Below are 24,193 nucleotides of genomic sequence, written 5' to 3'. Positions count from 1 at the left end.
TTTGTCCTCCGACACGAAAACTTCAAAAAGCCTGTTGACACTTCGACTCGAGCCTTTTACACACCCGCTCGTCGCCCAGATGGCGGAATTGGTAGACGCGCCAGCTTCAGGTGCTGGTACTCGAAAGGGTGTGGAGGTTCGAGTCCTCTTCTGGGCACCAAATTCCCAAACCAAATCTTTGATTTGGTTCTGAAAAACCCCGGTTCGCCGGGGTTTTTTCGTTTCTGGCGTTTGGCCGGATTCCGTGGCGATTTCCTGCCTTCCGAGCCTCGCTCTTCGACCAGGATGGTTGCATGCCCAGGATATTTTCGCGTGGTGCGCCTTGAAGCTTGGGCCGGCAGCATTGATATTCTATCGGCTATGAAGGGCAGGCTTTCCGCGTGAGGGCCGTCCCCATGTTATCGTCCGCCGGGGCGGCGGCTTTGAGAAGGACGAAGCGATGTCTGAGACACGTCGCAAGCTGACGACCATATTCTCCGCGGACGTCCAGGACTACACGCGGCTGATGCGCGCCGACGAGGAGGGCACGCTCGCCACGTTGAAGCGCCATCGCGATGCCATGGGAAGGCTCATCGAGGCGCATGAGGGCCGTGTCGTCAACACCTGGGGTGATGGACTGATCGCCGAGTTTCCGAGCGTCGTGGAAGCGCTGCGCACCGCGATCGACGTGCAGAACGAACTCGCCGGCTGCAACGAGAAATGCGCGGCCGACGAGCAGATGCTGTTTCGCATCGGCATCAATCTCGGCGACGTGATCGCCGAGGGCGACGATCTCTACGGCGACGGCGTCAATGTTGCAGCCAGGCTGCAGGCGTCCGCGCCGGCTGGCGGCATCGTCATCTCCAATACCGTGTACGACCAGGTGCGCAACAAGGTCGCCGTCGGTTTCGATTTTCTGGGGCCTCTTGAGGTCAAGAACATCGATGGCGGTGTGCCGAGCTATGCCGTGCGCATCGGCGCGGACGATCCCCGTCCGACCTTTGCCGCAGAGACCTTCGGCCGCCGTGCTGAAGCAGCCGCTGCCGAGGCGGCCAAGCCGCGTCCGGAGCCGGTGGGCGTGATTGCGGCAATCAGGAGCGGATCGCTCCCGGTTCTCTGCATCGTTGCCGCTGGCTTGGTCGCTCTCAACCTGTTGACCTGGAACGGAACCTTCTGGTCCGTCTGGCCGCTGCTTGGCCTCGCCATCCTTGCCGGCCTTGCCTGGATCAAGACCAACCCGTGGGTGGACCGCAGCATCGGCAGACTGGTGCTCTCGGGATTGGTGCTTCTCACCATCAATCTCTTGACCTGGCGCGGCGTCTTCTGGGCCGTCTGGCCACTGCTCGCCTTCGCCGTGGTCGGCGGCATTCGCTGGGTCACCCGGCAGAGCCGCCGCCTCGGCTCCTGACGTCTATTCGCGGCTTTCGGAGCCGGCCGACAAGTTGTCGTGTGTCTTCGGGCCGTCATCGAGGGCTTCCGGCTCTTTCGGCTCCGCGCCCAGCACTTCGTAAATCTCCAGGGCCGAGGCCCGGCCCTTGGCCTGCGCTGTGCCGAGCGGCCGGAAGTGGATCGTGCCACCCGTATGGGCAACGACCGCGCCGCTCGCCATGATCATCGTGCCGTAGTTCTTGTTCATGCCCTCGAGGCGCGAGGCGACGTTCACCGTGTCGCCCATGGCGGTGTATTGCAGCCGCTCCTTGGCGCCGACATTGCCGACGACGGCGGTGCCGGTGTGAATGCCGAAGCGTGTGCGGAACTCCGGCAGTCCTTTCTTGCGCTGTGCTTCGTTGAAGATGCTGAGGCGCTGCTGGACCGCGAGCGCGCACCGACAGGCATTCTCGGCGTGTTTGTCGTCCGGTGCCGGGGCGTTCCACATCGCAAAGACCGAATCGCCGAGGAACTGGATGATCGTGCCGTCGTGCTCGCCGACCGTCTCGCTGAAGATATCGAAATACTCCGACAGCATCGCCACCACCTCCTCGGGCGAATGCCGTTCGCTGAGCGTGGTGAAATCGTAGATGTCGGTGAAGAGCGCGGTGACTTCCTGACGCCAGGCGGAGCGGCCGCTGAAATGGCCGGATTCGATGCCCTTGCGCACCAGTTCCTTCGGCACATAGAGCGCAAAGGTGAAGATTGCATCGCGGGCCCGGTTCATGGCGCCGCCGAGGGTCGAGATTTCGCTGACATGCGAGGAAACATCGATCGGGGTGGTGAAGTCGAGGTCCTGCAGCCGGTTGGCGCTGGCGGTCAGCTGGTTGAGCCCCTTGGTAATCAGATGTGCCAGCACCAGCGAGGCGAGTACCGCCAAGGCTACCACTGCCCCGGAAATCGCCAGCCCCTGAACGAGCGTCTTGTTGGCGTCCGCCATCAATTCGTCGAGCGGTGCGGCCACCACGGCGCGGTTGCCGGAGAGAAGCAGCGCGGATTCGAGCGGCGTTACCATGACGAGATAGGTGCGGTCCCCGACCTGGACGAAGTCGGCCTTCCCGGGCGCTGGCGGATGTTGGCGGATGCTCTGGATCAGCGGGTCGCTGTCGGCCTGCACGATCGGGGCGTCCTTATCCTTGGCCGCCATGATGCGTCGCATCATCACCCGGTCGGAATGGATGATCGGCCGGCCGACGGCATCGAGGATGAAGGACACCGAACCAGCAGTCAGCCGTTCGCGGGCGAGGAAGTCGGTGATCGTATCGAGCACGACATCGGCGCCGATGACGATCTGCGGATTGCCGCGATGCGCCTGCGAGATGGTCATGCCCAATGTTTCGGTGGTGGCGCTTTCATAGGGTCCGGTCGAGACCGCGGCCTTGCCGTTGACGGCCGCGCGATACCAGGGTCGCGTGCGCGGGTCGAAGCTCGATGGCGGTAGCCGCCGTTCGGAGAATTGCGTGCCGTCCTTGTCGACGAAGAGAACGCGCTGGAGCGGCTTGCCGTTTGAGTCCCTTTCCATCGAGCGCACCGCAATGGCGGCGCCACGGGGCGCGTCGAGCGCCATGCGCCAGGCAACCTGCTTGAGGTCGACGACCTGAAAGAAGGCGCCGTTGGGGTAGCCGACATAGACCCCATCGATGTGCGGCGAGCGGGTGATGCCTTCACGAAGCACCGCCACCTTGTCATTCATGCGCTCAGGCGGGGGCACGAGGAAGGAATTGGCGACGGAGGAGACGAGATTGACGAGGGCGGAAGTGTCGCCCGAGAGCACGCCCAGCCGGTCGACAAGGCGGTTCATGAAGCCGCGCATGTTGGCCTCGGCATCAGCGATCGCGGCGTTGCGCGAGCGATGGTAGTCGAGCCCGACAAGCGTCGCGGAAACGACGATCAGCATGGCGACCATGACGAGGCTGAACAGCGATCGCAGCGAACTGTTCCAGCCATCGCGTGCTTTGCCTTGTCGAGCGCCGGGCGCCGTGTCTACCATCGCGTTTCTCTGATTCCGTAACGATGCCTCTGCGACGACCTTAACGTGCAAGGTTGATCGCATGTGCAAGAAAAGTTAAATGCGAATCCCATAAAACACGTTAATCGGCGGGATGCACGATCCCGCCGAGATCCGCAGCGAAAAATGTCTCAGTTCACCGTTACCGGCTTCGAGCGCATGCGCGCGACGGTTTCGCGCTCGGCACGCTTGCAACGCATCGGTGGCAAGCCGCGATCCATCAGGTCCATGTCTTCAAGCACCATATCGCCCATTTTCTTGAAGGCGCTGTCGAGCGCGCCGGCGCGGTGCGCCGAACGCAGGAAGCCCGGCAGGCGGCGAACGGGATGGTCGAGCGGCGGGGGCTCCTCCGGAAAGACGTCGCTCGCCGCCACGATATGGCCGCTTGCGACCGCGGCCATCAGCGCCTCGAAATCGACGACGCCGGCGCGACTGAGGAGAATGAAGGCGGCACCCGGACGCATGCGGGCAAACGCCTTCTCGCCAAGGAAGCCTTCGTTCTCGCTGGTAACGGAAGCAACCACGAAGACGAAGTCGCTTTCGCCCAGCACGGTCTCGAGCGATGCCGGTTCAACGCCATTGTCCCGCAGGATCGAGGCCGGCATCCAGGGGTCGAAGACGCGGATTTTCGCCCGGAAACCGGAGAGCACGCGGTTCAGGGCCTTGCCGAGATCGCCGAAGCCGATGATGCCTATCTCGGAGCCGGAAAGCAGGCGCGCCGAACGGTTGCCGTCGCCACCCCAGAGTTCGCGGCCTTCACGGAAGGCAAGGTCGGCGTCGACGACGCCGCGGGCAATGTTGAGCGCCATGGCGAGGCCGAGTTCCGCCACTGGCTCGGCAAAGACCTGCCCGGTGGTCACCACATGAATGCCGCGCTCGAACAGCACCTCATAGGGCATGTTGTTGATCAGGTTGCTTTCGACGTTGAGGATCGCTTTCAGCTGGCTCATGCGCCTGAGGGTGGCGTGGTCGAGCGGGGGCTGGCCGATGATGTAGTGGGCGTTGCCGAGCACGTCGTCGCCAAGGCCGGCGATATCCTCCGGGTCCGCTTCGACGATGCGGTAGCGGCGATGCAGGTCCTTGAGGGTTTCCGGTGTGAAGATGAGATCGAGCGTGCGTGGTGCGGGTGCACTGATGGCAAGCGGCCGGTTGTCGGGCATGGTTCCTCCCACTGCAGGTTTCCTTTGATCGGGTCGATCGAAGGATAAAAACATGCAGCACTTCAAAGCGCTACCGTGACCTTTGCGCGGCGCTGAGACGGAGGATGCCCATGCTCTGGCCGTGGGCTAGGAACAGTTCCGCCGCTTGCCAAGCGGCGTGGCGGTCCCGATGCTGTCTTCGCACGAGGATTGCTTGTCGTGTTTTTGCTTAGTAGCCGAGACCACGCTTCTGCCGATAGAGCGAAGGCGGCAGGTCGCTGCCCTGGAAGACCGGCCCGTCGCCACGGCGGCAGTTGTAGATCGTGTCGTAGATGGGACCGCCGCGGGCCGACGATTCGAACGGATAGTTTCGGTCGACAAAGGTCTGCTCGCATACGGTTTGGTCGCCACCACCGTTCAACGGATCCATCTGGCGCACGCCCGGCAGGTCCCGATAGGTCTGCGCCGGTGCCGGCATGGCCGTCAGCCCGATCGCCAGCGCGAGCGTGGAGAGAGCGAGGGCGGGTTGAAAAGACGTCATCGTCAGGACTTTCAAAGGGCAGCCGGCGGGCGGAACGTGACAACGGTATCGCCGACGCCAAACTTGCGCTATAGGCCACACCACTTCGTTTGATCTGGGGATTTTCGATGGCGAATGCAATACGGTTCCATGAAGGCGATATCTCCGCAGCCGACGCCGATCGTTATCGAGGCGCAATCGCGATCGACACGGAAACGCTCGGCCTCATCCCCCGCCGTGATCGCCTTTGCGTGGTGCAGCTGTCTCCGGGCGACGGTACGGCCGACGTGATCCGCATCGCAGCCGGCCAGAAGCAAGCGCCGAACCTCGTCGCCATGCTTGCCGATCCGGCCCGCCAGAAGATCTTCCATTTCGGCCGCTTCGATATCGCCGTCCTCTTCCATACCTTCGGGGTGACGACGACGCCGGTCTTCTGCACCAAGATCGCCTCGCGGCTGACCCGCACTTACACCGATCGCCACGGCCTCAAGGACAACCTCAAGGAAATGCTCGACGTCGACATTTCCAAGCAGCAGCAGTCGTCCGACTGGGCAGCAGAGACCCTGTCGCAGGCGCAGCTCGAATATGCCGCCTCCGACGTGCTGCACCTGCATGCGCTGCGCGACAAGCTGACGGCGCGCCTCATCCGCGATGGTCGCATCGAGCATGCCGGAGCCTGCTTCGCCTTCCTGCCGACGCGCTCCAAGCTTGACCTGCTTGGCTGGGACGAGACGGATATCTTCGCGCACAGCTGAGTTGCGCGGGGCTGTTATGGCGTCAGGTAAAGGACGACCGCATAACGTGCGGCCTTGCCGATGGTGACGAACAGCAGGAACAGCGGCAGCTTCATGCGCAGCAATCCGGCGACCAGCGTCAGTGGGTCGCCGATGACCGGCAGCCAGGAAAGAAGCAGCACCGGCTGGCCGTAGCGGGCAAAGAGCGCCTCTGCCTTTTGCCGATTGGTGGGCGAAACCGGAAACCACCGGCGCCCCTCGAAGCGGATCAGAAAACGCCCGAGCGCAAAATTGACGACGGCGCCGAGCACGTTGCCTGATGTCGCGGCGATGAAGAGGGCAGGGCGGCTCGTTTCGCCGTGCAGGGCGGCGGCCACGATCGCAGCTTCCGACATGCCGAAAAGCAACGTCGCCGACAGGAAGGCCGCGGAAAAGACGCCGGCAAGAATTCCGAAATCCAGGATCAGCTCCTGTCCGTATGACCGAGATCGCGCTCCGGCTCGATGATGTCGCGGATGCGCTGCTTCAGTTCCTTCGGCCCGGGGAAACCGCCGTCCCGCTTGCGCTCCCAGATGAGCGCGTCATCGACGCGGATCTCGAAATTGCCGCCGGTGCCGGGAATGAGCGCCACTTCGCCGAGCGACTGCCCGAACGTCTGCAGCAGTTCCTGCGCCATCCAGCCGGCGCGAAGCAGCCAGTTGCACTGGGTGCAGTAAAGGATGGTGATGCGCGGCTTCTGGTCCATCGGGTGTCTCGGATGTGCTTCGGGCGGCGACCATAGCGGTCGCCTCAGTTGGAAACAACTGCGTTCCGGGGCTCATGCTCACGCTGCGCTCACACGATTGTCAACCAATTTAGTCATGTTTTTATCGGCGGATAGCTTGCTTTGCGCGGTCGTCGCGGCGAGACAATGCGGCATTGCACAAATTGTCGCACCCAACCGCCGGAGAGGCCCCTTAATGACCGACGTCACCGTTTCCAGTTCCCGCCCGCGCGCCATCCTGCCGGCGCTGGAAAAGATCTATCTGCCGCTCAATACATCCGCCGAAACGCTGTTGCGTGTGCTCGCCGGCGCTCTGCTTGCGGTTCACGGTTTTGGCAAGATCACCAATCCCTTCGGCGCGATTGGCATGGTCGAGGGCCTCGGCTTCTATCCCGGCGTCTTCTGGTCGCCGCTGCTCGCCGCGACCGAATTCTTCGGCGGCATTTTGATCGCGATCGGTTTGTTGACGCGCCCGGCCGCCTTTGCCGGCATGATCGTTCTGCTCGTCACCGTCTACTTCCATGGCATCGTGCAGGGTGAGGGCCTCTTCGGCGCAGAGAAGTCGATCCTCTGGGCAGCGATCCTGTTCTTCTTCGCCATCCGCGGCGCCAACAGCCAGTCTGTCGACGCCAAGCTCGGCAAGCAGTTCTGATTGAACGAACGACGCTTAGAAAAACGGGGAGGCGGTGAAAACCGGCCTCCCCGTTTTCGTCTTGCAGCTGGTGAGGCTTTCGCCGTCGCGATCTCTCAGGCGCTTTCCTTCGCCGTCACGCTGCGAATGGTCATCCGGTGGACCTTGCCCGTCCGGTCGTGCCAGTCGATCGACTGGCCGACGGAGAGCCCGATCAGCGCCGCGCCGACAGGGGTCAGCACAGAGATGCGGCCGGCCTCGATATCGGCCTCGCCGGGATAGACGAGCGTCACCTGCTTGGCAAAACCATTGTCCGCCTCGAAGGCGACGGTGGAGCCCATCTGCACGCTGTCGGCGGGTAGCGCGTCGGGCGCGCCGACCCGGGCGCGGTCGAGTTCAAAGAGCAGTGCCTCGGCCACATCAGGCACGCGCTCGAGCGCGGAGGAGGCGAGCGCCGTCAGCCGCTTGTGGTCTTCGGCATTGATGATGATCGGGGGAAGTTTCTTGTGGGTTGCCGCCATGATGGGACCTGACACGTTCAATCGAAGCGCACGACAGGGCGCAATCGAATAGGTTTTCTGGAGATTAGGCGCTCGTTCAGCCGCGCTCGGAAATTTCTTCTGCCGACGCGAAAGGCTCCCCTGACCCGGAGAGCGCAAGCGTCCGGGCTGGGGTCAGGTTCCTGCGATCGGGCACACCCGGAAGCAGCAATGAGAAGAAATCGTCGGCATCATCATGCCCCAAGGGTCGGAAAGTTCGCTCACGAAGTCAAGGCCCGCATGAACCCGTCCGCATCATCGCATCGCTATGTGACCTCTTGAACAGTGGCCGCGCTCGTGGTCAATCTCCACGGTCGATGCGAAGGGAATGCGATGATGCGGGTGCTGGTGGTTGAAAACATGGCGAAGACCGAGCTCGGCCAGGTCGGCACGGCGCTTCGCGAGGCAAAGGCCGAGATCGAGATCCGCCGCGCCTATCTCGGCGAGGCCGTTCCTGAAACACCGGAAGGATACGACGCACTGGTGGTGCTTGGCGGCGAGCAGAGCGCGCTCGACGATGCCGCCTATCCCTATCTGCCTGATCTTGCCGCGCTGATGCGCCGCTTCGGTGACAGCGGCCGTTCCGTGCTCGGCATCTGCCTCGGCAGCCAGCTTCTCGCCCGCGCCTATGGGGGCCGGAACCTGCTGGGCGAGGCCAAGGAGTTCGGTTGGTGCGAGGTGCAGGTGCGCGGCGAAGGCGCCGAGGACCCGGTCCTTTCCAGCGTCGGTGAGAGCTTCCCGATCTTCCAGTGGCACGGAGATACTTTCACGCTGCCCGAGGGGGCTGTCCATCTCGCCGAAAACGCCGTCACCCGACATCAGGCGTTCCGCGTCGGCCGCGCCGCCTACGGCACCCAATTCCACTTCGAGGCCGACACACACCTGGTCGAAGACTGGAACCGGGCTTTCCCGGACACCATCAAGCGGCTCGATCCGACCTGGCTTGCGCGCTATCGCGAACACGCCGCGCGCCACGGCCGCCAGGCGGATGCCGCGGGCCTGTCTCTTGCTCGCGCCTGGGTCGCGACGATCGTTCGCCATCAGGGCGGCGCGGTGAATGAGGAACCGGCGTTGGAGGAGGTTACCGGATGAGCGAGGCACTAAACGGCGGCTGCTTCTGCGGCCGGATCCGCTATCGGCTGAAGGCGGCGCCGATGTTCGTCAACTGCTGCCATTGCAGCGATTGCCAGCGCCAGGTCGGTAGCGCCTTCGTCGTCAACGGCGTGATCGAGCGCGACAATATCGAACTCATTGAGGGCGAGCCGGTCGTCGTGACGCTTCCGACGGATAGCGGCCGTCCGCATGATGTCTACCGCTGTGCCGAATGCCAGACCGCCCTCTGGAGCGACTACGGCCGGCGCGGCTGGCTTTCCTTCATCCGGATCGCAAGCCTTGACCGCCCGTCGGACTTCCCGCCGGATGCGCATATCTTCACCCGCTCCAAGGTTTCTTGGCTGTCGCTCGAGGGCGGCGCACCGGCTTTCGAGATTTATTACGACATGAAGACGATGTGGCCGCCGGAAAGCCTGGCACGGCGCGAAGCCGCGGAAGCGAAAGCAAAAGCGTGACAGCCAGCGAACGCGACAAGATGGCAGCCGGAGAATGGTACTCCTGCCTCGTCGACGAACTCGAGGCACTTCGGATGACGGCACGCGTTGCTGTCCATCAGCACAACACCATGGCGCCGATCGAGCGTGGAAACATGGCGTCGGCGCTGCGGGTGCTGTTCGGTGCGGTCGCTGACGACGTCTTCATCGAGGCGCCGTTCCATTGCTCCTACGGCATCAACATCCACCTTGGCGCCCGCGTCTATCTCAATGCCAGCTGCACGATCCTCGACAGCGGCCGCGTGGCGATCGGGGCGGGGACGATGCTGGGGCCGAACGTGCAGATCTATTGCGCCGAGCACCACAGGGATGCCGTGCTTCGCGGCCAAGGCCTCGAAGTCGCCAAGCCGGTGACGATTGGTGCCGATGTCTGGATCGGCGGCGGCGCGATCATTCTCGGCGGTGTCACGATCGGGGATGGCGCGATCGTCGGTGCGGGCTCGGTGGTGACGAAGGACGTGGCGGCCGGCGCCGTGGTCGCCGGCAACCCGGCGCGGCCGCTCCGCCGCGCGTCGACGTAAGACGATTGGAGAAGGACGATTTTTGATGACGATTGAGATGAAGACGATCCACGTGCGCCCGGCGCGGCCAGAAGATGCGCCTGCGTTGTGCGCTTTCCTCAACGAGATCATCGCAATCGGTGGCACCACGGCCCATCAGACGCCGTTCACGCCTGAGAGCTTCGTGGCGCACTATCTCGCCGGCCCGGGCTTCGTCAGCTGCTTCGTCGCCGAGGACGATGCGGGTGAGCCTTGCGCCTTCCAGGCGCTGGACCGCTGGGACGGAATACCCAAGGATTGGGCCGACATCGGCACGTTCTCGCGCCCCGACAACAAGGTGCCCGGCGCCGGCACGGCGCTCTTTAATGCCACTTGCGACTTCGCCCGCTCGATCGGCCTGAAAGCCCTCAACGCCACCATCCGTGCGGACAATGTCAGCGGGCTCAGCTATTACGGCAAGATGGGTTTCGTCGACTACAAGGTCGACAAGGCGGTGCCGCTGAAGGACGGGCAGTTGGTGGATCGCATTTCGAAGCGGTACGTGCTTGAGGACGGATGAGGCGAGCACTGCCGCTCTGGCAGCGCCACCCTCCCGGTCTTCATCCCCGGGCCTGAAGTTCAGTCCGGGGAGGCAGCTGACATCATAGGGTGGATCGGTCTTGAGGAGATCGGCCCCACGCCTTGGCGAGAGGCGTCGGCGATAAAAGAGCGCCGACGCTCGCAAAGGGCACCTCTTGAAAGCGTGCCGCTCTAACGGCTGCTTCTGTTCACCATGGCAATGATCGTCTCGTAAAGCTCGTCCTGAGCCTCGTCGGCGGTGATTTCGCCCGTCGCTGCAGCGTGGGACAAGCCATCGGCTGCACCGAGCATTGCCCAGAAACCGGCCTGTGCGATGCCCCTCTGCCCGATGAACGGGCCCAGCACCTTTCGGCACTTTTCGATATAGACCAGCTGATAGTCCCGTTTGACGGCCGCAAGCTCGGGCGAGCCGGCGAGGGCCGCCAGCACGCCGGGCATCTCGCGACCCTGCGTGAGCACGCAGTCGACATAGGAGGCGGCAATCGTCCTGACTGTCGCTTCCAGCGTTGGGTCGCTCGCGGCAATGGCAGCGTCCATCACCACCGTCTGGCGCACATCAAAATCCTGGTAGAGCGCGGCGAGCAGTCCGTTGCGTGTTCCGAAATGATCATAGACGACCGGCTTGGCGACGGCCGCTTCCTCGGCCAGGCGCGGCAGCGTCAGCACATCGGTCCCTTCCTCGCGAACGAGCCTCCAGGCGACGTCCAGCAGCTGGCGTAGCCGCTGCTCGCGGGTGAGGCGAACGCGTTTGGCGGTGACCGTGTCTGTTTCCATGGTGCTTGACATCACTATATACCAAAAGTAACTTACCTTAAGTATATAGAAGATATCTCCTAACCGCAACCATCCGCCTGCCTGCCTGACGGGCGGCGGCGAAGCGGCATGCCGACGCATGCCGTTTGCAAAGGATTCGTACCCAATGACTGACGTCTCACTCCCTCACTCCCAAGGCCGAAGCGCATGGCTCGGCCTCATCGCCGTGCTGCCGCTGGTCCTCATCGTGGCCATGGACGGCTCCATCCTCTATCTCGCCGTGCCGCGCGTGACGTCGGCTCTCTTGCCCACCGCGGACCAGGCGCTCTGGATCCTCGATATCTACGGTTTCGTCGTCGGTTCGCTGCTGATTGCCTTCGGCAATATCGGCGATCGCTACGGGCGGTTGAAGCTGATCATGATCGGCGCGGTGATCTTCGGTGCAGGATCGCTCGGTGCGGCCTATGCGCAGTCGCCCATGGCGTTGATTGCTTCCCGGGCACTGATGGGGCTCGGCGGCGCGACATTGCTGCCCTCGGGGCTGGCAATCGTCAGCGCGCTGTTTCCGGATCCGCGACTGCGGGCGCAGGCGATCGGCATCTTCGCCGCCACCTTTGCAGCCGGCTTCGCCATCGGTCCGGTTATCGGCGGCATCGTGTTGCAGCGGCTCGAGTGGGGCGTGGTGTTCCTGATCAACGTTCCCGTCGTGCTCGGCTTCCTGGTCGCCGCACCCATTCTGCTTCGCGAGGTGCGCTCCACGACCTATGGCCGCATTGACCTGCCAAGCCTTGTCCTGTCCTTTGCCGGTATCCTGCTCACCACCTATTCGCTGAAGACCGCGGCCGCCTACGGCTTCACGCCGCTGCAGACGCTTGCCGGGATCGTCGGCGTCCTCGCCATCGCGTTGTTTCTTCGCAGGCAAACGCGGATCGCCTATCCGCTGCTCGACCTCGGTCTGTTCCGGGACCGCATCTTTTCCATCGCCATTCTCACCGGCCTCCTGCCGCTGGTCGTCTGGTCAGCCGTCGGTTACCTCTCGGGCATTTATTTGCAATCGGTTCTGGGCTTCGATGTTTTTACCGCAGCACTTTTGACCTTGCCCGGCGCCGTCGTGCTGATGGCGACCTGCATCGGGACAGCGCGCATCGTCGATGCGGTCGGCCGCAAGACGGCGCTTGTTGCGACGCATCTCCTGATCGCAGCCGGCCTCTTTCTGCTGCTCCTCACGAGCACCGAGGCGGGCGTGGCAGCCCTCATCGCCTCGACTGTGGTTGCGGGCATCGGCTACGGCCTCTCCTTCAGCCTCGTCGCCGAGATCGCCGTGTCGGCCGTGCCTGCGGAACGCGCCGGTGCCGCGGGCTCGATCGCCGAGACCAGCAACGAACTCGGAAATGCACTCGGTATCACGCTTTTGGGTTGACTGGCGGCACTCAGCTTCCGGCTGCTCGGCCCCGGCGTGGCCGGCACGCTGAACGAAACCCTTGATCAGCCGGGCCTTGCTTCTGAAACGGTGCTGCAGGCCAAGGACGCCTTCCTCACCGGTCTTCACATCGCGGCCGGCGTCGGCGCACTGTCGCTGCTCGCATTGGGCATCATCGCCTGGCTCTGGTTGCCGAAGAAGCTGCCGGAGTAACCGTCGTGAGAGGTCACTGTGAGACGCCGTGGCCCAGAATAACGGAGTAGCTAGTCCGGGAAACCACGCCTGCGTGCGACCAATCCTGCTGCTCCAGCATCGCCTCACCTTCACAAACCAAAAAGGGCGACCCGAGGGCCGCCCTTTACAAACGTTGAAACATGCAGCGCTGCCGCTTACTCGTCGCCCATCTTGAGGGCGGCGATGAAGGCTTCCTGCGGGATCTCGACCTTGCCGAACTGGCGCATGCGCTTCTTGCCGGCCTTCTGCTTTTCGAGCAGCTTGCGCTTGCGGGTGGCGTCGCCGCCGTAGCACTTGGCGGTCACGTCCTTGCGCAGCGCCGAGATGGTTTCGCGGGCAATGACGTTGCCGCCGATCGCCGCCTGGATCGGGATCTTGAACATGTGCTTCGGGATCAGCTCCTTGAGCTTTTCGCACATTTCGCGGCCGCGCTTTTCGGCTGCCATCCGGTGCACCATCATCGACAGCGCATCGACCGGCTCGCCGTTGACGAGGATCGACATCTTCACAAGGTTGCCTTCCTTGTGCTCGGTGATCTGGTAGTCGAACGAGGCATAACCCTTGGAGATCGACTTCAGGCGGTCGTAGAAATCGAACACGACTTCGTTGAGCGGCAGGTCGTAGGTCAGCATCGCGCGGGTGCCGACATAGGTCAGCTCGATCTGGATGCCGCGGCGGTCCTGGCAGAGTTTGAGGATGCCGCCGAGATAGTCGTCGGGCGTCAGGATCGTCGCGCGGATCCACGGCTCGTGGATTTCTGCGATCTTGACGACGTCGGGCATGTCGGCCGGGTTGTGCAACTCGCGTTCCGAGCCGTCCGTCATGAACAGCTTGTAGACGACCGACGGGGCCGTCGCGATCAGGTCGAGGTCGAACTCGCGCTCGAGACGCTCCTGGATGATTTCGAGGTGCAGCAGACCGAGGAAGCCGCAACGGAAGCCGAAGCCGAGTGCTGCCGAGGATTCCATTTCGAACGAGAACGAGGCGTCGTTGAGGCGCAGCTTGCCCATCGCCGAGCGCAGGTCCTCGAAGTCGGCAGCATCGACCGGGAACAGGCCGCAGAAGACCACCGGCTGTGCCGGCTTGAAGCCCGGCAGCGCGGTTGCGGTCGGGCGCTTGTCCTCGGTGATGGTATCGCCGACGCGGGTGTCGGCCACTTCCTTGATCGAGGCGGTGATGAAACCGATCTCGCCGGGGCCGAGCGCATCCATCGCCACCATCTTCGGGGTCAGCACGCCGACACGTTCGATCGTGTACTTGGCGTCGGTGCCCATCATGCGGATGGTCATGCCCTTCTTGAGCGTGCCGTCGATGATACGCACGAGAACCATGACGCCGAGATAGGTGTCGTACCAGCTGTCGACGAGCAGCGCCTTCAAGGGCGCCGCATCGCCGCCGTCGCTCTTCGGCGCCGGCAGCTTGGTGACGATGGCTTCGAGCACGTCGGGAATACCGAGGCCGGTCTTCGCCGAGATCAGCACCGCGTCCGAAGCGTCGATGCCGATCACTTCCTCGATCTGCTCCTTGATGCGGTCCGGTTCGGCCGCCGGCAGGTCGATCTTGTTGAGCACGGTGACGAGTTCGTGGTTGTTGTCGATCGCCTGGTAGACGTTGGCGAGCGTCTGGGCTTCCACGCCCTGCGACGCGTCGACGACAAGCAGCGAGCCTTCGCAGGCCGACAGCGAGCGCGAGACTTCGTAGGCGAAGTCGACGTGGCCGGGGGTGTCGATCAGGTTCAGCACATAGGTTTCGCCATCATTGGCCTTGTAGTGCAGGCGCACCGTCTGGGCCTTGATGGTGATGCCGCGCTCACGCTCGATATCCATGCTGTCGAGCACCTGCTCGGACATCTCGCGCTCGGCGAGGCCACCGGTGGACTGGATCAGCCGGTCAGCAAGCGTCGACTTGCCGTGGTCGATGTGGGCCACGATCGAGAAGTTGCGGATATGCGAAAGGGGCGTCTTCGAAGATGTTGTGCTCATGGGCCGCATATAGCAGTGCCTTCAACCGCCGCAAAGCGGGAAATGAAGGCTTCGTTCACTATAAATCGGCCTATTCGGCCCCCGCTTCCGCATCGACGAGCGCGCCGGCATTGGGCACCTGCGCGCTCCTGATCTCGAAGCTCTCGCGCTCGGCCGCCGGCACCTCATCACGTTTGCGCAACCTGAGCAGCACGAAGAAGGCATAAAGCGCGGCAACGGCCATCGCCGCATAGATGAACGTGCGCTGCCCGAACACCGGTGTCAGCAGCGTCACCAGCATCGGCACGACGGTCGCAGCAATCGACCAGGCGACCAGCATGGTGCTGGCAAGCGGCACGAAATCGGCGGGATCCGTGCGGTCGTTGGCATGCGCATTGGCGATCGAATAGACGGTCTCGACCGCGCCGGCAAAGAGCGCGAAGACCAGCATCAGAAGGAGCAGATTGCTGAACGACGCCGAAAGCGCGAAGAAGCCGGCAGCAAGGATCAACAGGCACGTGCCGATCAACACCAGGCGCCGGTCGATCCGGTCCGACAATGTTCCCATAGGATACTGGATGGCGATGAGGCCGAATTGCATGACGAACATCAGATTGGCGACGTCGCTCTGACTGACATTGTTGGCGGCCGCATAGATCGGCGTGAAGCCCTGCACCACCATCGAAAGGCCGCCGGCGGCAAGCACGCCGATGAAGGCGACGGGGGAATTGCGCCAGACCATCGGGATGTCGATGCTCACTTTGGCCGGCGGCGGTGGCGTCGGCAGCCGCGTCAGCCCGATCGGCAAGAGCGCGAGCGCTGTGAAGAAGATGGTGACGAGCGGCGGCAGGTTGCCGTCGGCCGGGATCTGTCCGAACAGCCAGGCGCCGGTGCCGAGCCCGATGACATAGGCCATGTAGAACAGCGCCATCGCCTTGCCGCGCCAGTGGTTTTCGCTCGCATGGTTGAGCCAGCTTTGGGCGATGATGAAATTGGTGTTGCCGGACGCGCCATAAAGCCCGCGGGCCAGTACCCACAAGAGCGGATGCATGCCGAGCGCGATCGTCAGCGCCGAGAGGATGACGAGCGCCATCGAGCAGGAGAAGGCGCGCGCATGGCCGACACGACGGATCATCGGTCCGGCGATGACGCAGCCGATCAGCCCGCCGAAGGCGATCATCGTGACCGCAGCACCCGGCACCCAGTCCGGCGCGTCCGAGCGCGTCAGCGCGAAGGGCACATAGGCGAGCATCATGCCGTTGCCGATCGCCACCGCCGTCATCGAGGCGACGATACTGGCGATCGAGGTCAGCGAGGAGGGCTGCTTTGTCATGTCCAACCTGTCGATGAGGCCGCCCGTGCGGGTGCGCTGGCGTGATGGATGAGGGCTGTCTAAAGTATTGAAGTGAAAGCTTTTCTCGTTTCTGCGTCCGAAGCTGCCACCTTAGCCGAAATACCCTTGTTGCGCTGTCGCCAAAGCGGCATCGCATGCCTGTATTTTCGGTCTTTCGCAGTCTTGACTCCACTATATGAGAAATGCAATCTCAAATAATGGAAAACGTCACCGATCCCCTCGAACATGCCATCGGCGAGCGCATTCGCACGCTGCGGACGCAACAGAACCTGACGCTCGACGAGCTTGCCGCAAGTTCCGGTGTCAGCCGGGCGATGATCTCGCGCATCGAGCGCGGCGAGGCGAGCCCGACCGCCCAGCTTCTTGCCAAGCTCTGCAGCGCGCTCTCAACCACGCTTTCAGCACTCTTTGCCTTTGATGCCGAGGAGGCGTCACCGCTTGCCAGGCGCGCCGACCAGCGGCTCTGGCGCGATCCGGAATCCGGCTATCTGCGCCGCTCCGTCTCGCCAGATGGTCTTGGCTCGCCGATCGATATCGTCGAGGTCGAGTTTCCGCCCGGTGCCCGTGTCGTCTTCGAGAGGCAACCCTCCGATCGCGGCATTACCCAGCACCTCTGGCTCTTTTCCGGGCGGCTCGAAATGACGACCGAATCCGGCTTCCATTCGCTCGAGCCAGGCGATTGCCTGTTCATGGGGCTGGAGGCGGGACACATCTTTCACAACCCCCACGATGAGCCGGCTCACTACGCCGTCATCCTCTGCCGCACCAAGGTTTGACCATGTCCGATATTCAGATCCGCCTGCTGTCTGCGAATGAAGCGCTGGCCGCCATCCCTGCGCTCGCCGAGGTGCTGTCCGATTGCGTCGAGGGTGGCGCCTCGGTCGGCTTCATGCAGCCCTATCCGCCCGAGAGCGCGCTTGCCTACTGGCGCGGCGTCGCCGAGGCGGTTGCTGGCGGCGAGACGTTGCTGATGGTGGCCGAGGTTGCAGGCCGCATCCTCGGCACCGTGCAGGTCGGTGTCGCGCAGATGCCGAACCAGCCGCACCGCGGCGACCTGAAGAAGCTGCTGGTGCATCGCGACGCCCGCGGCAAAGGGCTGGCGCGCCGGCTGATGGACGCGGTCGAGCGCGAGGCGGCAGCCCGCGGCAAGACGCTGCTGGTGCTCGACACCGCGACCGGCAGCGATGCCGAGGCGATCTATCCGCGCCTGGGCTGGGAGCGCGTCGGCGTCATCCCCGACTATGCGATGTGGCCGGAAGGCGGCCTCTGCGCCACGACATTCTTCTACAAGCGGATTGCGGCCTAGCGAATGGTCTTCGATCGGCGCAATCGCCCCTCACCCTAACCCTCTCCCCGCAGGCGCGGAGAGGGGCGTCCCCTTAGCGACGCTGCCGAGCGGAGCTTTGGACCTTCAGAGGTGCTGTTGTCGAGGCGAGCGGGTGCCGCGCGTCTCCGTCGCCCCGCTTGCGGGGAGAAGGTGGCCGGCAGGCCGGATGAGGGGCAACTTGCCAAGCCTGAAACCGCGGGTAGGGTACCGGCACCCATCTGTTGCCCCTTCAGGATACCCCCATGCGTATCTACTACTCCGAAGACCATAAGCTCCGCGACGCCAAGACCGAGCTTTTCGGCGGCGAACTCGTGCCGCCTTTCGAGGCGCCGTTCCGCGCCGAATGGATCCTGGCGGCGGTGAAGGAAGCGGGTTTCCTTGATGTCGTGGCACCCGAGCGTCACGGTCTCGATGTCGCTCTCAAGCTGCACGCGCCCGATTATCTCGACTTCCTCGAAACCGCCTGGTCGCGCTGGGTTGCCGATGGCTACAGGGGGGAGGCGATCCCGGCCTGCTTCCCGGCGCGGCGCATGCGCCAGCATCCGCCGAGGGACATCGACGGCGCGCTCGGTTACTATTCCTTCGCCGCGGAAACGGCGATCACTGAGGGTACCTACGCCGCCGCCCGCGCGGCGATGGATTGCGCCATCTCGGCGGCCGACCACATCCACACCGGGAGCCGTGCCGCCTTCGCGCTCTGCCGCCCGCCCGGCCATCATGCGGCGATCGATCTCTATGGCGGCTATTCCTTCATCAACAATGCCGCCTGTGCCGCGCAGCGCTTGCGGGATCATGGTGCCCAGAAGGTCGCCGTGCTCGATGTCGATTTCCACCACGGCAACGGCACTCAGGATATTTTCTACGAACGCGGCGACGTTTACTTCGCCTCGCTGCATGGCGACCCGGTCGAGGCCTTCCCGCATTTCCTCGGCTTTGCCGACGAGGAGGGTGCCGGTGCCGGGCTCGGCACGACGAAAAACTATCCGCTGCCGCGCGGCACCCTGTTTGATGCCTGGTCGGGCGCCATGGCCGACGCGCTCTCGCGCATCGAGGCCTTCGGTGCCGAAGCCCTGGTCGTCTCGCTCGGCGTCGATACCTTCGAGCGCGACCCGATCTCGTTCTTCCAGCTGAAGTCCGAAGACTATCTGCGCATGGGCGAGGCGTTGCGGCGCACCGGCCTGCCGGTCGTCGTCTGCATGGAGGGGGGCTACGGCGTGCCGGAAATCGGCCTCAACGTCGCCAACGTGCTGAGAGGTATTTCCGGCTAGGATTCCGTCATCGGAAAAGCGTTTTGCCGCTATTGACCTCAACTATACTTGAGGTCGTACGACTGCTCTCGTTCAAAAAGAGATGAGAGGAAAAGAGCTATGAGCAGTCAATCAAATAGCGTGGCGCCGCTTTACCGCATCAACAAATACACCGTGCCGGCGGAAGCGCGGCCGCAGTTCGTCGAGCTGGTCGACAAGACGCTGGCCGTCATCCGCAAGCAGGACGGATATGTGAAGGACCTGTTCCTGGAGCAGCACGCCGGTCCTGGCCAGTTTGACTTCATCACCATGATCGAATTCGCCAATGCTGACGTCGCGCCGAAGGTCGCAGCCGCGCTTGTCGAGTTCGACCGCCAGCTCGGCCTCGATCGCGAGGCGCTGATGAAGATGCTCGGCATCCGCACCGACTTTGCCAGCTACCGGGCTTTCGGCGGTCTGGCTGCCTAGAGCAATTCCAGGAAACGTGTACAGCGGTTTCGGTCCGGAATTGCGTGCCACAGATGGTCAGAACGAAAAGGCCCGGCAGTTGGCCGGGCCGATCCACACGCCTGATGAGGTGTCAGGAGACGAAGAACGACGACAGGCCCTGACCGGCGGCAAAGGCCATATAGGCAAGCACGGTGAAGTAGACCGTGGTCGCGATCAGGAAGAGATAGCCCCCGGCCACCATCAGTCCGTCGCGCTGAATGATACCGAGCGAGAGTAAGAGGATCGCGATCCCCGGCAGCGTGTTCGACAGCGGGATCAGGCCGAGCGGGAACATCAGGAGAATGCCGCCGGCCATGATCATCAGGCCGTTGAAGCGGTTCATCAGCGCGCCCTTCGTCAGGAAGCCGAGACGCGGACGGACGTAACGATCCAGCTTGGAAACGAGATTCGCGCCTTTCTGCAGCGTCGGCACCAGCTTCTCGGTCTCGATCCGGCGATCGAGAATGCGCTGCGGCATCCACGGCAGGCGATTGAGCGTGACCGATACGGAAATCAGGATGATCGCTGCGCCGAAGACGGTGCTGACGCCGGGGATCGACACCGGCAGCAGAAACGGCAGTGTCAGCAGGGCACACAGCAGCAGGAAGCCCTGTTCGCCGATTTCCGTCATCAGCTCGCGTAGCGTGATCGTCTCGCCGCGGATCGAGGCAATCATGCCGTTGAGCGTGTCGCTGAGACTGCGTTGCGTGTCGCCGAACTCGATTGCCATTGGAGCTTGCCTCTCTTTTCTTTGGTGCCCGTCCTATCAAGAGCGTGTGAAGGATCGGTTATTGTGTGCCCTGATGGCCACGCCAGCCGCTGGCGAAGCTGGATTTGCCGGTAAACCTTGGCGTGAATGGGACGCCTCTTCATCTTCCTGCCGCAATCGCTAGTATGAAGCAACTTCGAGCACCAATGGGGACAACTGATTCCATGATCAAGAAATGCGCCATTCTGGCTGTCGCGGCCATCTATCTTTCGGGATGCACCACCACCGATCCCTATACGGGCGAGCAGAAGATGTCGAACACGGCCGGTGGCGCGCTGATCGGCGCAGGCCTCGGCGCGGCGACCGGTCTGCTGGTTGGCGGCAGTGCCGCAGGACGGCGTGACTCCGCACTCGTCGGCGCCGCAATCGGCGGTCTCGGCGGCGGCCTGATCGGCAACTACATGGACAACCAGGAAGCCGAACTGCGCGCCCAGCTGCAGGGCACCGGCGTATCGGTCACGCGCGCCGGCGACCGCATCATCCTCAACATGCCGTCCAACATCACGTTCGCGACCGACCGCGACCAGGTGATCCCGGCCTTCTACGACACGCTGAACTCGGTGGCGATCGTGCTGCGCAAGTTCAACAAGACGATGATCGACGTCGATGGCCACACGGACGCGACCGGCAGCGCCTCCTACAACCAGGGCCTCTCCGAGCGCCGCGCCGCTTCGGTCGCCAACTACCTGGCGGGCCAGGGCGTCGACCAGCGCCGCATGTCGGCCATGGGCTACGGCAAGGAGCGTCCGATCGCGTCCAACGGAAGCGAAGCCGGCCGCGCGCAGAACCGCCGCGTCGAAATCTCGATCGCGCCGATCAAGGCCTGATCGGCCGAAAGCGACCGCTTGCAATCGAAGGGGCTGCGCCGCAAGGCGCGGCCCTTTTCATGCCTTGCCGGGCTAGAAACGGTAGCGCAACAGGCGGCCCATCCGGCGCAGCATCGGCAGGGCGCTGACGACATGCGCCGCTATCCGCGCCACCGGCGACAGGCGTGCGACCTGGCCTGAATCATACTCGCTGACCTCGTCGAGCAACGTCAGCCCGGGCACGTCGCGTTCCAGCGTTTGCGCGTTTTCCAGCCCCCAGCGAAGCTCCGCCCCCGTTGCCCGCAGCGATGGGCTCAGCCGCAAAAGCTCGATACCGAGATGGCTGTAGGCGTCGAAGACGATTTCCCCGCCGGCAAGACAGGAGGTCAGCCGTCGCAAGACGTCGCGGACCTCGTGTTCTGAGAGATAGGGAAACACGCCCTCGGCGACGACGATCGCCGGGCGGTCCGCCGGAACGAGGTCGATCCACTCACGCTCTGTTATCGAGGAGGCGATCGTCGTGCAGCCGGCGCGCGCCGGGAAAAGCTGTCGCCGCAAGGCGATCACATCGGGAAAGTCGACATCGAACCAGCCGATGGACGCCTGCGGATCGAGCCGCAATATACGTGTGTCGAGACCGCAGCCGAGGTTGAGCACGATTGCGTCCGGGTGGCGCCCGATAAAGGCGCGCGCCCAGCGGTCGAGCATATGGGCGCGCACGGCAATGCCGATGGTCATGTCGTGGCCGGCATCGGGCGGTTTCGGCCTGCCGGCGAGCTGCCGCATGAGATCGGCGGCAAAGTGATCGTTGAGCAGGGAATCCGGGAACGCGCTCTCTGCGGCTTTGGCCTGGAGCGTGACCAGCAAGGTCTCCCGTACGCCGTGAAGGCCGATCTCCTCGGCTTCCATCCTCCCCTCCCAAGGGCGTGATGCACCCCGTCGCACAGCTTGCATTTTGCAGGCCCTCCACCCCGGGGAAGGCCCGCAAAGGCGCCTATTTCGCCGTTCGGCGCGCCCGCCAGACGCGTCCGGCTGTCAGAACGGCCAGCGCCGGCATCAGCGCAAACAGCCAGAAGAGCCAGCGTGTCGCCATCGCCACGCCTTCCGTCGACGGCGTTTCGATGCCGGCGAGATTGGCGGTAAGCCCGGCCAGCGCCGCGCCGAGTGCTGCGGCGAAGAGCTGGACCGTGGTAATCGAGCTCGACGCCTTCTCCGCTTCGCCTTCCGGCGCAAATTCATAGACGGCCGTCACGATGTGCGGCCAGGCAAAGCCCATGCCGAAGCCGACCGCCATGATGCCGACGCTGAGCGGCGCGGCGATCACCATGAATTCCGATCCTGCCATCGGCATGAACAGCGCAATCAGTGCCAGGCCGACAAAGCCGAAGGCCGGGCCGGCAAAGATCGTCTGCTTTGCCCTTTCCCCATGCCAGTGGGCGCTTGTCATCGACCCGGCGGTCCAGCCGATCGACATCAGCGCCGCAATGTAGCCGGCTACCAGCGGCGACAATCCGTGCAGCTCCTGCAGGAGGTACGGCACATAGATTTCCGGCTGCAGGCCGACCATCAGCAGGGTGATCGTAGCATAAAGGGCTGCCAGCGGGGAGGTCGGGGTGAAACTGCCGGAGGGGAGCAGCTTGCCTGTCGCCCGTTTCTCGACGACGAGCAGTGCCAGGAACATGAGGATCGCCGCGCCGACGCAGCCTACCTGCTCCACCGCCGTGGTCAGCGTGCTGGCGATGGAAAGCGCAAGCACGATGGCGACGAGCAGCGCCAGTTGCACCAAGGGAAGCGGCGTGCGTGCGCCTTCGCCGGCAGCCTTGCGCGGCAAGGTCGAGAAGGCGAGGGTCGCCAGCAGCGCCGTCAGCGGCAAGAGCGACCAGAAGGCGACGCGCCAGGTGGAAAACTCCGCGAACATACCGCCGATCGCCGGGCCGACCAGCGTCGCCGTACCCCAGGTGGCCGAAATCAGGCCGATGGCGCGGGTCCAGAGCTCTGGCCGGAAGACCTCACGGATCACGCCATAGGCAAGCGCATAGAGCAGCCCGCCGCCGAAACCCTGGATCGCGCGGCCGGCGAGCAGCATCGCCATCGAGGGGGCCGCAGCGCAGAGGAGTGTGCCCAGCCCGAAGACCAGCGCACCGATCGCATAAGCGCCGCCGGCGCCGACGGCACCAAGCAGCCGGGCCGACAGGGCCGCGCCGAGGATCGAGGCGGCGACGAAGACGGTCGTGCTCCAGGCGTAATATTCGAGCCCGCCGATCTCGCGCACGATCGAAGGCATGATCGTCGTTACGACGTAGATGTTGAGCGCGTGCAGCGCGACGCCGCCGCTGAGCACCAGCGAATGCACGGCGTTTCCGCCGGTCAAAAGCGCGCGCCAGCCGGTTTCCTGGTGGGCTGCGGATGTTTTTTCGAGCATGTCAGTACCTCATGCAGCGGTATTGCCGAAAACGTGCGGCCGGCCTGGCCGGTGGGGAGGATCACGTTTTCAAGGGCGATGCCGCCATTATCAGTGGAGCGCAGCCTCGCCGAAATGCGTGAGCTTGTCCGGGTTGCGCATGATGAAGATGTCGTTGACGTTTCCGTCGCCGTCATAGCCGAAGGCGACGGTTGCCGCGATCTCGTTTTTCGCTTCGTCTCGAAGCACGATGCCGCGGCCGCCGTTGATGTCGCCGATTTCCCAGACGTAATGCGACCAGTATTCGGTAAGCCGATCGATGATAAAGGCGAGCACCGTCTCCTTGCCCGAGAGCACTCCGAGCACGGTCGCCACCTTGCCGCCGCCGTCGGCTGTCAGCTTCACATCGGCCGAAAGCAGGGCCGAGAGGCTAGCGACATTGCCGCCGTGGATTGCCTGGTGGAAGGCCGAAAGCAGTTCGTCCTGTCGCTCACGCGGCGTCTGGTGCCGGGCTTTTTCGAGCCCGATATTGGTCTTGGCGCGCGACACCAGCTTGCGGGCGGCGGTTTCCTGCATGTCGAGCGTTTCGGCCACTTCCTCATAGGGCTGGCCGAAGATCTCGTGCAGCAGATAGGCGGCGCGCTCCTTCGGTGTGAGCCGTTCGAGCATCAGCAGGAAGGCCGTCGTCAGTGAGGATGTCAGCGCAAGCTTCTCCTCGGCATTGTCATCGCTCGCCGTATGGATCGGCTCCGGTAGCCATGCGCCGACATAATCGATGCGCTTGCGGTGCGCCGCCTTCAGGAGGTCGAGGCAGCGCCGCGTGCAGGCGGTCGTCAGCCACGCCGCCGGCGTTTCGATCGTTGTCCGGTCGACCTCCTGCCATTTCAGGAACGTGTCCTGCACCGCATCTTCCGCATCGGCACGCGAGCCGAGGATGCGGTAGGCAAGGCCGAGAAGGCGCGGGCGCGCCTCCTCGAAGATCTGCATGTGCTGCCGGTCGTTCAT

General features: G+C 63.8%; 25 protein-coding genes, 1 tRNA gene and 1 pseudogene. 14 read left to right on the top strand and 13 right to left on the bottom strand.

The features are described 5' to 3' along the window. The first annotated feature begins 73 nt into the window (after window positions 1-73). Both IB272_RS04705 and IB272_RS04700 read left to right on the top strand, forming a co-directional pair. Window positions 74-160: transfer RNA gene (locus tag IB272_RS04705), tRNA-Leu, on the top strand. Between the two features lie 279 nt (window positions 161-439). Further along, window positions 440-1,387, top strand: coding sequence for an adenylate/guanylate cyclase domain-containing protein (locus IB272_RS04700; RefSeq protein ID WP_192444223.1), 948 nt, complete (start codon window positions 440-442; stop codon window positions 1,385-1,387). Window positions 1,388-1,390: 3 nt separating this feature from the next. Here the strand turns inward: IB272_RS04700 and IB272_RS04695 are convergent, their stop codons facing one another. From IB272_RS04695 to IB272_RS04685, 3 genes are all read right to left on the bottom strand, one after another. Beyond that, window positions 1,391-3,397 carry an adenylate/guanylate cyclase domain-containing protein gene (locus tag IB272_RS04695; protein WP_083523744.1) on the bottom strand — a complete coding sequence of 669 codons (2,007 nt, stop codon included), beginning with the start codon at window positions 3,395-3,397 and terminating at the stop codon, window positions 1,391-1,393. Between the two features lie 149 nt (window positions 3,398-3,546). Beyond that, window positions 3,547-4,575, bottom strand: coding sequence for a hydroxyacid dehydrogenase (locus tag IB272_RS04690; RefSeq protein WP_060580580.1), 1,029 nt, complete (start codon window positions 4,573-4,575; stop codon window positions 3,547-3,549). 208 nt (window positions 4,576-4,783) lie between these two features. Further along, the gene (locus IB272_RS04685; RefSeq protein WP_029742399.1) at window positions 4,784-5,095 is read right to left on the bottom strand and encodes a hypothetical protein; all 312 of its coding nucleotides are present in this window, start codon (window positions 5,093-5,095) and stop codon (window positions 4,784-4,786) included. Between the two features lie 107 nt (window positions 5,096-5,202). On the opposite strand from IB272_RS04685, the gene IB272_RS04680 reads away from it, so the two are divergent. Next, window positions 5,203-5,829, top strand: coding sequence for a ribonuclease D (locus tag IB272_RS04680; protein ID WP_060580681.1), 627 nt, complete (start codon window positions 5,203-5,205; stop codon window positions 5,827-5,829). A 14-nt stretch (window positions 5,830-5,843) separates the two neighbouring features. Here IB272_RS04680 and IB272_RS04675 read toward each other — a convergent pair whose 3' ends face one another. Further along, window positions 5,844-6,188, bottom strand: coding sequence for a YqaA family protein (locus tag IB272_RS04675; RefSeq protein WP_082566375.1), 345 nt, complete (start codon window positions 6,186-6,188; stop codon window positions 5,844-5,846). An 83-nt stretch (window positions 6,189-6,271) separates the two neighbouring features. Next, window positions 6,272-6,553: a SelT/SelW/SelH family protein gene (locus IB272_RS04670; protein ID WP_029742402.1), complete on the bottom strand. Its 282-nt coding sequence runs from the start codon at window positions 6,551-6,553 to the stop codon at window positions 6,272-6,274. A gap of 214 nt (window positions 6,554-6,767) precedes the next feature. On the opposite strand from IB272_RS04670, the gene IB272_RS04665 reads away from it, so the two are divergent. After that, on the top strand, window positions 6,768-7,223 hold the full coding sequence (locus IB272_RS04665) for a DoxX family protein (protein WP_029742404.1): 456 nt from the start codon (window positions 6,768-6,770) through the stop codon (window positions 7,221-7,223). A 95-nt stretch (window positions 7,224-7,318) separates the two neighbouring features. On the opposite strand, the gene rnk is transcribed toward IB272_RS04665, so the two are convergent. Further along, window positions 7,319-7,723, bottom strand: coding sequence for a nucleoside diphosphate kinase regulator (gene rnk / locus IB272_RS04660; RefSeq protein ID WP_192444222.1), 405 nt, complete (start codon window positions 7,721-7,723; stop codon window positions 7,319-7,321). Window positions 7,724-8,077: 354 nt separating this feature from the next. Between rnk and IB272_RS04655 the strand changes: the two genes are divergently transcribed. The 4 genes from IB272_RS04655 to IB272_RS04640 are packed head-to-tail and all read left to right on the top strand — an operon-like array spanning window position 8,078 to window position 10,407. After that, a complete protein-coding gene (locus tag IB272_RS04655; RefSeq protein ID WP_060519873.1) occupies window positions 8,078-8,833 on the top strand; it encodes a type 1 glutamine amidotransferase in 756 nt (251 codons plus the stop codon). Next, on the top strand, window positions 8,830-9,309 hold the full coding sequence (locus tag IB272_RS04650) for a GFA family protein (RefSeq protein WP_060580582.1): 480 nt from the start codon (window positions 8,830-8,832) through the stop codon (window positions 9,307-9,309). Before IB272_RS04655 ends, IB272_RS04650 begins: the two co-directional genes overlap by 4 nt. Next, complete coding sequence (locus IB272_RS04645) at window positions 9,306-9,869, top strand: sugar O-acetyltransferase (protein WP_060580583.1); 564 nt, start codon at window positions 9,306-9,308, stop codon at window positions 9,867-9,869. Before IB272_RS04650 ends, IB272_RS04645 begins: the two co-directional genes overlap by 4 nt. 25 nt (window positions 9,870-9,894) lie before the next feature. Beyond that, the gene (locus IB272_RS04640) at window positions 9,895-10,407 is read left to right on the top strand and encodes a GNAT family N-acetyltransferase (RefSeq protein WP_060580584.1); all 513 of its coding nucleotides are present in this window, start codon (window positions 9,895-9,897) and stop codon (window positions 10,405-10,407) included. Between the two features lie 191 nt (window positions 10,408-10,598). On the opposite strand, the gene IB272_RS04635 is transcribed toward IB272_RS04640, so the two are convergent. Beyond that, window positions 10,599-11,201 carry a helix-turn-helix domain-containing protein gene (locus IB272_RS04635; RefSeq protein WP_246810300.1) on the bottom strand — a complete coding sequence of 201 codons (603 nt, stop codon included), beginning with the start codon at window positions 11,199-11,201 and terminating at the stop codon, window positions 10,599-10,601. A 145-nt stretch (window positions 11,202-11,346) separates the two neighbouring features. Here IB272_RS04635 and IB272_RS04630 point away from each other — a divergent pair. Further along, window positions 11,347-12,813: pseudogene (locus IB272_RS04630) on the top strand (MFS transporter). Between the two features lie 176 nt (window positions 12,814-12,989). Here IB272_RS04630 and lepA read toward each other — a convergent pair. Beyond that, entirely contained in the window at window positions 12,990-14,825 is a 1,836-nt protein-coding gene (gene lepA, locus IB272_RS04625) for a translation elongation factor 4 (RefSeq protein WP_029742414.1), read from the bottom strand. A 61-nt stretch (window positions 14,826-14,886) separates the two neighbouring features. Then, the gene (locus IB272_RS04620; RefSeq protein ID WP_029742415.1) at window positions 14,887-16,128 is read right to left on the bottom strand and encodes an MFS transporter; all 1,242 of its coding nucleotides are present in this window, start codon (window positions 16,126-16,128) and stop codon (window positions 14,887-14,889) included. Window positions 16,129-16,346: 218 nt separating this feature from the next. Here IB272_RS04620 and IB272_RS04615 point away from each other — a divergent pair, with 218 nt between their 5' ends. From IB272_RS04615 to IB272_RS04600, 4 genes are all read left to right on the top strand, one after another. Further along, entirely contained in the window at window positions 16,347-16,925 is a 579-nt protein-coding gene (locus tag IB272_RS04615; protein WP_082566367.1) for a helix-turn-helix domain-containing protein, read from the top strand. Between the two features lie 2 nt (window positions 16,926-16,927). Further along, window positions 16,928-17,455 carry a GNAT family N-acetyltransferase gene (locus tag IB272_RS04610; RefSeq protein ID WP_060580587.1) on the top strand — a complete coding sequence of 176 codons (528 nt, stop codon included), beginning with the start codon at window positions 16,928-16,930 and terminating at the stop codon, window positions 17,453-17,455. Window positions 17,456-17,718: 263 nt separating this feature from the next. Continuing rightward, window positions 17,719-18,744 carry a histone deacetylase family protein gene (locus tag IB272_RS04605; RefSeq protein ID WP_060580588.1) on the top strand — a complete coding sequence of 342 codons (1,026 nt, stop codon included), beginning with the start codon at window positions 17,719-17,721 and terminating at the stop codon, window positions 18,742-18,744. A gap of 99 nt (window positions 18,745-18,843) precedes the next feature. Continuing rightward, on the top strand, window positions 18,844-19,191 hold the full coding sequence (locus tag IB272_RS04600) for a hypothetical protein (protein WP_029742419.1): 348 nt from the start codon (window positions 18,844-18,846) through the stop codon (window positions 19,189-19,191). Between the two features lie 112 nt (window positions 19,192-19,303). On the opposite strand, the gene IB272_RS04595 is transcribed toward IB272_RS04600, so the two are convergent. Next, the gene (locus tag IB272_RS04595) at window positions 19,304-19,942 is read right to left on the bottom strand and encodes an exopolysaccharide biosynthesis protein (protein ID WP_034804677.1); all 639 of its coding nucleotides are present in this window, start codon (window positions 19,940-19,942) and stop codon (window positions 19,304-19,306) included. A gap of 203 nt (window positions 19,943-20,145) precedes the next feature. On the opposite strand from IB272_RS04595, the gene IB272_RS04590 reads away from it, so the two are divergent. Then, window positions 20,146-20,808 (top strand): OmpA family protein, encoded by a 663-nt coding sequence (locus IB272_RS04590; protein WP_029742421.1) that lies wholly within the window; start codon window positions 20,146-20,148, stop codon window positions 20,806-20,808. Window positions 20,809-20,880: 72 nt separating this feature from the next. Here the strand turns inward: IB272_RS04590 and IB272_RS04585 are convergent, their stop codons facing one another. The 3 genes from IB272_RS04585 to sigJ form a co-directional block, all read right to left on the bottom strand. Further along, window positions 20,881-21,696 carry a class I SAM-dependent methyltransferase gene (locus IB272_RS04585; protein WP_060580589.1) on the bottom strand — a complete coding sequence of 272 codons (816 nt, stop codon included), beginning with the start codon at window positions 21,694-21,696 and terminating at the stop codon, window positions 20,881-20,883. 85 nt (window positions 21,697-21,781) lie between these two features. Continuing rightward, window positions 21,782-23,209 carry an MFS transporter gene (locus IB272_RS04580; RefSeq protein WP_090296260.1) on the bottom strand — a complete coding sequence of 476 codons (1,428 nt, stop codon included), beginning with the start codon at window positions 23,207-23,209 and terminating at the stop codon, window positions 21,782-21,784. Between the two features lie 90 nt (window positions 23,210-23,299). Beyond that, on the bottom strand, window positions 23,300-24,193 hold the full coding sequence (sigJ, locus tag IB272_RS04575) for an RNA polymerase sigma factor SigJ (protein ID WP_034804673.1): 894 nt from the start codon (window positions 24,191-24,193) through the stop codon (window positions 23,300-23,302).

It is taken from the genome of Ensifer sp. ENS08, assembly GCF_014852195.1.
GTDB classification, from domain to species: domain Bacteria; phylum Pseudomonadota; class Alphaproteobacteria; order Rhizobiales; family Rhizobiaceae; genus Ensifer; species Ensifer adhaerens.
Note: the sequence above shows the minus strand (reverse complement) of the source record. Positions and strands in the feature narration are given on the sequence as shown.